Origin of the sequence: Rhizobium sp. WYCCWR10014 (assembly GCF_001657485.1) — a bacterium.
Classification (GTDB): Bacteria; Pseudomonadota; Alphaproteobacteria; order Rhizobiales; family Rhizobiaceae; genus Rhizobium.
In genome coordinates, this window is record NZ_LXFU01000010.1 from 1 (window position 1) to 6,376 (window position 6,376).

General features: G+C 61.4%; 7 protein-coding genes and 1 pseudogene. 5 read left to right on the top strand and 3 right to left on the bottom strand.

Annotated features, from left to right (window positions below; all coding sequences use genetic code 11):
• The 3 genes and pseudogenes from A6U98_RS37415 to A6U98_RS00100 all read left to right on the top strand — a co-directional run.
• The coding region (locus tag A6U98_RS37415; protein WP_210179333.1) for a hypothetical protein at positions 1 to 236 on the top strand (236 nt) is incomplete at its 5' end.
• A gap of 59 nt (positions 237 to 295) precedes the next feature.
• Positions 296 to 2,234, top strand: a pseudogene (locus tag A6U98_RS00095) (adenylate/guanylate cyclase domain-containing protein).
• 575 nt (positions 2,235 to 2,809) lie between these two features.
• The gene (locus A6U98_RS00100) at positions 2,810 to 3,544 is read left to right on the top strand and encodes a phosphotransferase (protein WP_064646992.1); all 735 of its coding nucleotides are present in this window, start codon (positions 2,810 to 2,812) and stop codon (positions 3,542 to 3,544) included.
• A 149-nt stretch (positions 3,545 to 3,693) separates the two neighbouring features.
• Here A6U98_RS00100 and A6U98_RS00105 read toward each other — a convergent pair whose 3' ends face one another.
• The 3 genes from A6U98_RS00105 to A6U98_RS00115 form a co-directional block, all read right to left on the bottom strand.
• Positions 3,694 to 4,188 carry an SRPBCC family protein gene (locus tag A6U98_RS00105; protein WP_064646993.1) on the bottom strand — a complete coding sequence of 165 codons (495 nt, stop codon included), beginning with the start codon at positions 4,186 to 4,188 and terminating at the stop codon, positions 3,694 to 3,696.
• Positions 4,169 to 4,531, bottom strand: a complete 363-nt coding sequence (locus A6U98_RS00110; protein WP_064646994.1) for a metalloregulator ArsR/SmtB family transcription factor — start codon at positions 4,529 to 4,531, stop codon at positions 4,169 to 4,171. The genes A6U98_RS00105 and A6U98_RS00110 overlap by 20 nt, the downstream gene beginning before the upstream one ends.
• Before the next feature lie 134 nt (positions 4,532 to 4,665).
• Positions 4,666 to 5,268 carry a TetR/AcrR family transcriptional regulator gene (locus A6U98_RS00115; RefSeq protein WP_064646996.1) on the bottom strand — a complete coding sequence of 201 codons (603 nt, stop codon included), beginning with the start codon at positions 5,266 to 5,268 and terminating at the stop codon, positions 4,666 to 4,668.
• A gap of 127 nt (positions 5,269 to 5,395) precedes the next feature.
• Here A6U98_RS00115 and A6U98_RS00120 point away from each other — a divergent pair, with 127 nt between their 5' ends.
• Entirely contained in the window at positions 5,396 to 5,776 is a 381-nt protein-coding gene (locus A6U98_RS00120) for a DUF4267 domain-containing protein (protein ID WP_064646999.1), read from the top strand.
• A 1-nt stretch (position 5,777) separates the two neighbouring features.
• On the top strand, positions 5,778 to 6,098 hold the full coding sequence (locus A6U98_RS00125; RefSeq protein WP_064647001.1) for a DoxX family protein: 321 nt from the start codon (positions 5,778 to 5,780) through the stop codon (positions 6,096 to 6,098).
• Positions 6,099 to 6,376 lie beyond the last annotated feature (278 nt).

Below are 6,376 nucleotides of genomic sequence, written 5' to 3' on the forward strand. Positions count from 1 at the left end.
AAATCGCTCATAAGCACGGTGAATCATCGACGATCATTACCGTCAAGACTAAGTTAGCGCCTATGGGGCTTGACCCGAGGAAGACGGAGCGTGGGGTGGCGTCCGGAGCAAGGACGGCGATGCATGCGGAGATGATCGGCAACAGCTCTCACGGTCGGCGATCTCATTCTGCCGAAACGTGCAGCGGCGGTGTGACCGCACTCACCGCCTTGTGTAAGTTTTCAAAAAGCGGTTAGCTGCCATCGTTGGCTATGCTTGGTGTGCTGAGACGTGTCCGCATTTCGAGGGAAATCTCGTGCACTGGTCGAAACCCCTACGACTGCATCTCGGCGTCCTGGTCGTCGCATCGCTGCTGTGCACGTCGACGCCCATCATCTGGTTGGCCTTCAGGCAAGGAAGCGATGCTGCGGTCAGTGCGGGCGTGCAGCAGATGCGCGAGATGAGCCTCGCGGCTGATCGAGGGGTACCGCAATACGCTGCAGGGCGGCACCGAGGCGGTAGCACTGGCGTCGACCCTGCCGCTGCTCTCCTCCCCGCCGCCCCAGGATATCGCGGCCAAACAGCAATTCTTTCTGGAGGTTCTCAGAAACGTCCCCAACGCGACGAGCGTCTACACCGGCTATCCTGACGGCTCGTATCTGCAGGTCATCAACACGCAAAGGCAGGATGTCCGCCGGATCCTCGCGGCACCCGACGGCACGGCTTTCGCGATCCGCACGATAGCACGCAGACAGGGCCCGGACGTCATATCGACGTTTCGCTTCCTCGACCTTCAGGCAAGGCCGATCACTGAGCGTGACGTCGACTATGCATCATTCGATCCGCGGCAACGCCCCTGGTACCAATCCGTCATCCAGCACGGCGAGGAAGTATCCGTCGGACCCTATGTCGCGGGAACGCTGCAGCTTCCAACGCTGACGATCGCAGCACCGATGAGAGACGACGATCAGGTTGTCGTCGGCATCAACATCCACCTGATGACTGTCAGCCGCCTGCTGGATGCGCAGGAGATTTCGCCGCGGGCGCGCGCCTACATCATCGATGATGCCGATGATCTGATCGCCCATTCCGACCCGGCAATCATGAACAGGCTTCTCGGCATATGGTCGAAAAATGCCGATGGCGCCGTTGCCGTCGATACGACGACGGACAGTTACGACGCGAGCCTCGAAACGGTGGCGAGGCTCAGGCGGGATCCGGCCTTTGCAAATGGCGGCGTGGCGCGGATCGATCTCGATGGCGAACGCCAGATCCTGCAGATCGCCCCCGTCGGCGTCTCCGGTCTGTTCAAGGGAAGCGTCGCCGCAATCGTCGTGCCCCTGGAAGATCTGGTGGCTGAGGCCAATCGGCTGCTCCTGCACAATCTCCTGATTGCGGCCGCCTTCGTGATCGCGGGCGTCGCTGCCTCGGTGATGCTCTCCCGCATGGTCAGCCGCTCCCTCTATCGCCTGGCGGATGAGGCGCGCAAGATCGGCGATCTCGATGTCAGCGAAAAAGGCGTCTCCCATTCCTTCATTTCGGAGATCAACACGCTGGCGGCCGCGCTGGCGGCAAGCCGCCATGCCATCAGCCAGTTTGCCCTTTATGTTCCGCGTGAAGTCGTCAGGCGGATCATCGATCCCCGGGCAAGAACCGCCGTCAAGGCGCAGCGGCAGGATGTGACCGTGCTCTTCACCGACATCCGCGACTTCACCACCATATCCGAGCAACATTCGCCCGAGGACGTGGTCGATACGCTGTCGGCCTATTTCGAAATCTTGAACACCATCGCCGAGCGCCATGGCGGGACTGTCGTGCAATATCTCGGCGACTCTATTTTCGTCATGTGGAACGCCCCTGTTCCCGATGCCAGACATGCCGAAAACGGCTGCCAGTGCGCACTTGCCATGAAGGCGGCAGTCGACGACTTGAATGAAGCCAATCTGAAGAATGGCCGTCCCGCGCTCATCACGCGATTTGGACTGCACACCGGCCCGGCGGTCGTCGGTAGCTTCGGCGCGATTTCCAGGCAGCAGTACACAGCCATGGGCGATACGATCAACGTCGCCTCGCGGCTGGAGGGACTGAACAAGGACTTCAACACCTCGATCCTGGTGAGCGCCGCCATCCACGACACCGTGGCCGATCGCTTCGACCTTCGCCCGCTTGGCCTGGTGCAGCTCAAGGGGCGCGCCGAGAAGGTCGATTTATGGGAGCTTGTCGGGGAAAGCTGGAGGACGCAGGGGGGAGGTTGAGGCGGCTTGATGAAGCGCCCGACGTGATTTGTCTTAGTAGGCCGGAGCAAATTTGGCGAGAAGGCCAACCCACTCTCCGTCATCCTCGGGCTTGACCCGAGGATCCATTGCCGTGGCAGCCGGTGGATGCGGTGTGGATGCTCGGGACAAGCCCGAGCATGACGGAGGGTGGGGCGGACGGAAGGAGCCATTGACAGCGCAAACGCTGCGTCATGGGTGCCATCCGCCAGCGAAACCAAGCAATGCCAGCCACGGGCTGAACTGACTTGATGAGGGAGGAGAAGTGGGAGCCTGCCAGAGTGTGCTTCGCCGTAATCGCGTTGACGAGCAGCCTCAGATGACAAACGCTTCGAAGGGTCCGAGACGCGACCTTCGTTTCACTGACCGCGCAAGCCCAGATGCGGCGCTCGTCGCTCTTTCCGGCCGGCGAGACGTATGTCTGGAAAGGGGCGCAAAGCAACCGAATCTTTCGACAATGAAGTATGACCGCTTAGCGCCAGATGCGGACATTGTGGCGTCGGAAACTTTCTCTATTTCTTTCGTCATTTAATCATGGCCGCCAGGGGTATCGCCAAATGGGATGGGAAGCACTCGGGCAATGGGGTGAAGACGCGGTTCGCATCGAACGGCTCGCCGGTGGCGTTGCCAACGACGTGTGGAGCGTTCGCGTCCACGGGCAGATCGCGGTTGCTCGTCTCGGCTCCAGGAGCGACGCTGATCTTGCATGGGAAGCCGAGCTGCTCCAATACCTCGACCGTGAAGGCATGGCCGTTCCGGTGCCGATTCCGACGACTGACGGCCGGCTATTCGCAAACGGCCTGGTGGTAATGAAATATATGGAGGGCGGACCGCCCGAGACGGCGTCCGACTGGCGTCGCGTCGCCGACACGCTGCGCGAGCTGCATCGGCTGACGCAGGGCTGGCCGCAGCGCCCGGGCTGGCGATCGTCGACCGACCTCCTGCATACTGAGACCGGAACGAGGATCGACCTTGCCGCGATGCCGCCTGAGGGCGTTATTCGATGTCGAGCAGCGTGGGCGCGGCTCATCGGGCGTCAGACAAGTGTTGTCCACGGCAACCCCAATAGCCCTGGCAACGTCCGCATGACAGCAGATCGGGTCGCGTTGATCGACTGGGATGAGTCACATGTCGACGTCCCCGACCTTGACCTGGTGCTGCCCGACAACGCTGCCGATCTCGACGACGGCGCACATGACATCGCCGCGCAAGCCTCAGCGGCATGGGAAGCCGCCGTCTGCTGGCAGGACGAATACGCGGTCAGGCGGCTTGCCGAGGTTCGGGCGGTCTAAGCAGTACGCCGGGTCGACTTGCCGCATCCACCCGTGAATTGCGCCATCGCCAGCGGAACATGGGCTGGTGGTGGACTTCAGGAAGCAGCCACGCTGCGCCAATTCCCTGTTTCGTCTCTGTTTGAGGCATGACCGATCGAGTCGAGCTGTCACACGCTCGCGCTGAGCGTGATGAGAAGTTCATCCAACTGCTCGAACTGCTCCGGCATCGCGTCTTCCATGCCGACGAAAGACTGGTCGAGCGCTTCCTTCGAGGGATAAAGTTCCTGCAGGACCAGCAGCGTCCTGCCGTCCTTTTCCTCGAAGGTCACCGTGGTGACGGCGCCGTCCTCCCCGCCTTCATCATTGGTCCAGACGAGGCGCGATGGCGGCGACACGTCGAGATACTTGCCGAAGAAGGCCATGGCGTCCGAGGCGTCATGTCCAAACGTGATGCGATAGCTGCCCCCGGTGCGAACATCCATCTCGCAGGAAAGTATGGGCACGCCCATCGACTTCGGCGCCCACCACAGCTTGAACAATTCGGGCTTGGTCCACGCGTCGAATACGAGGCGAACCGCGCCGTTGAAGGTACGCCTCACCACGAGTTCAAGCTCCGACCTCCGTTCGACCACCGTGCGGCCGCTACTCGCTCTGTCCCCCATCGACTTTCTCCTTCCGTTTCAGGGCCTCGATGACTTCATCAAGCGCGTCGAAGCGTGCGTTCCAGATCTGGCGGCGCGCATCGATCCAGGCCGCCTCTTCCTCGAGCCCGCGTGAGCCCAGCCTGCAGGTCCGCACACGCCCGACCTTCTCCGTCGTCACCAGCCCCGCCTGCTCCAGGACGCCGATGTGCTTCTTCATGCCCGTGAGGGTCATGTGGAACTTCTCTGCGAGCTCCGTGATCGAAGCATCCGCGCTCCCGAGCTGTTCCAGAACGCCGCGTCGCGTGGCGTCCGAGAGCGCAGCAAAGGAGGCATCAAGGCGAGCTGTCGAAAACTGAACCATCTAGTTCAGTGTTTAGCACGCAGATCGGCGTCATGCAAGGGGCCGCCGAGATCGGCCTCAGGCGATCGGCGCAGATATCTCGGCGAAGTGGGCGCCAGCCCGTTCTCGCAGTGCGGCGGCCACCGGCCCAGCCTTCAGAGCTGATCTGACGACCCGGTTTGATGAACCCCCGCATCGACGATCGCCTGAACAACAAGCGCGATGCGTTTGTCACGCATGCCCGGCCTGACGCGGCCTGAACGTTCGAGCTCGGCAAGCCCATGAAGGGCTGCCCAGAAGGTCTCGGTCACGATCTCCACATCGGCACAGAAGGGAGAAACCACTGCTGCAATGGCGTCGAAACCGGTCCGAAGTTCCGATCTCGTTTCAGCCTCGGCGAACTGCAGCTGGGTCGGCAGGATAAACATCGCCTCGTAGAGTGCCGGGCGACTGAGGGCGAAGGCAAAATAGGCCATGGCGACGTCCATGAGGGATTGTCGTCGTCCCTTCGCCTCGGCTGCCGCTTCCTGAAGAACGGTTGCGAGTTCCTTGAAGCCCTCGACTGCAACCGCGGCAACGATGGCGTCCCTGTTGGCGAAATGCGAATAGAGGATCGGCTGGCTGTATTCGATTTCCTTGGCCAGGCGGCGGATCGTCACGGCATCCCATCCTTCGCTCTCCGCGACGGCACGTGCTGCCGCGACAATGCGCTCTTCGCGCCCGGCCCTTTCCCGACTTTTTCGCTCTGCGATCCCCATTGCTCAATCTCCATGCCCCGCAGGCCCCAGTACCTCAAAGATTATACCAACGCTTGACTAGCTAGCAATGCTAAGGCATTTTATCTAGCGATGCTAGATTTTATATCAGCGATAGACGGATTATCTCATGCTTTGGCTTACTAACGGGGCCGGCTTGCTGCTGGCCCTCGCTATTATCGCGATCGGCACCGGCTATATTGCCAGCCCGACGACCATGATGCGCAGTTTCGGCCTGCCGCTTCCCGAAGATGGCCCAAACGTCGCTTGGTGGCTCCGCCTCAAGGGGGTTCGCGATATCGTCGCGGGATTGCTCGTGCTGGCGTTCATGACGTGGGGTTCCCAACGCGAGGTCGGCATGGTGCTCTTGATCGAAGCGATGATCCCCGCAGGCGACATGCTGCTCGTTCTCGCAGCGAAAGGCTCCACCAAAAGCGCCTTCGGCATTCACGGCCCGACGGCGGCGATCATGGTGCTGGTCGCCATCCCCATGATGATCGGGGCTGACTGAGATGGTTCACGTTCTTTCCATCTGGTTCCTGGTTGTCGCCTTCTCAGGCGCAGGCATCGTCAACGCGATCGGCACGTCGGGGACGCGAAGCGATTTCGTTCGGTGGGGCTATCCGCGCTGGTGGGGTATCGTGACGGGTGGGCTGGAGATATCGAGCGCCGTCCTGATTGCGCTTCCCCCCAGCCGCATTGTCGGCGTGGCGCTTGGGGCGGTCATCATCGCGGCCGCGGTTTTCACGGTTCTACGCCATCGCGACTATGCACACCTGGCGCCGCTGAGTGTCTTTGTCACCCTGATTGCTCTTGCCGCGATCTCAACTTGAGCACGATCGGCCGCTTTCACCGACAGGCGTGGGCGAAGCACTATCATGTGGTTCCTGGCGCCACCTGATTGTAGCGGCAATCAGCCTCAAGCCTCACCCTATACCGCTTTGGTTATCGAAAACCCGCCCCCACCCTCCGTCATCCCAGGCCCTGAGCCTGGGATCCATCCCCGCTGCTGATTGAGGAGGCCAGAGTGGATCCTCGGGTCAAGCCCCATAGGCGCTAACTTAGTCTTGACGGTAATGATCGTCGATGATTCACCGTGCTTATGAGCGAT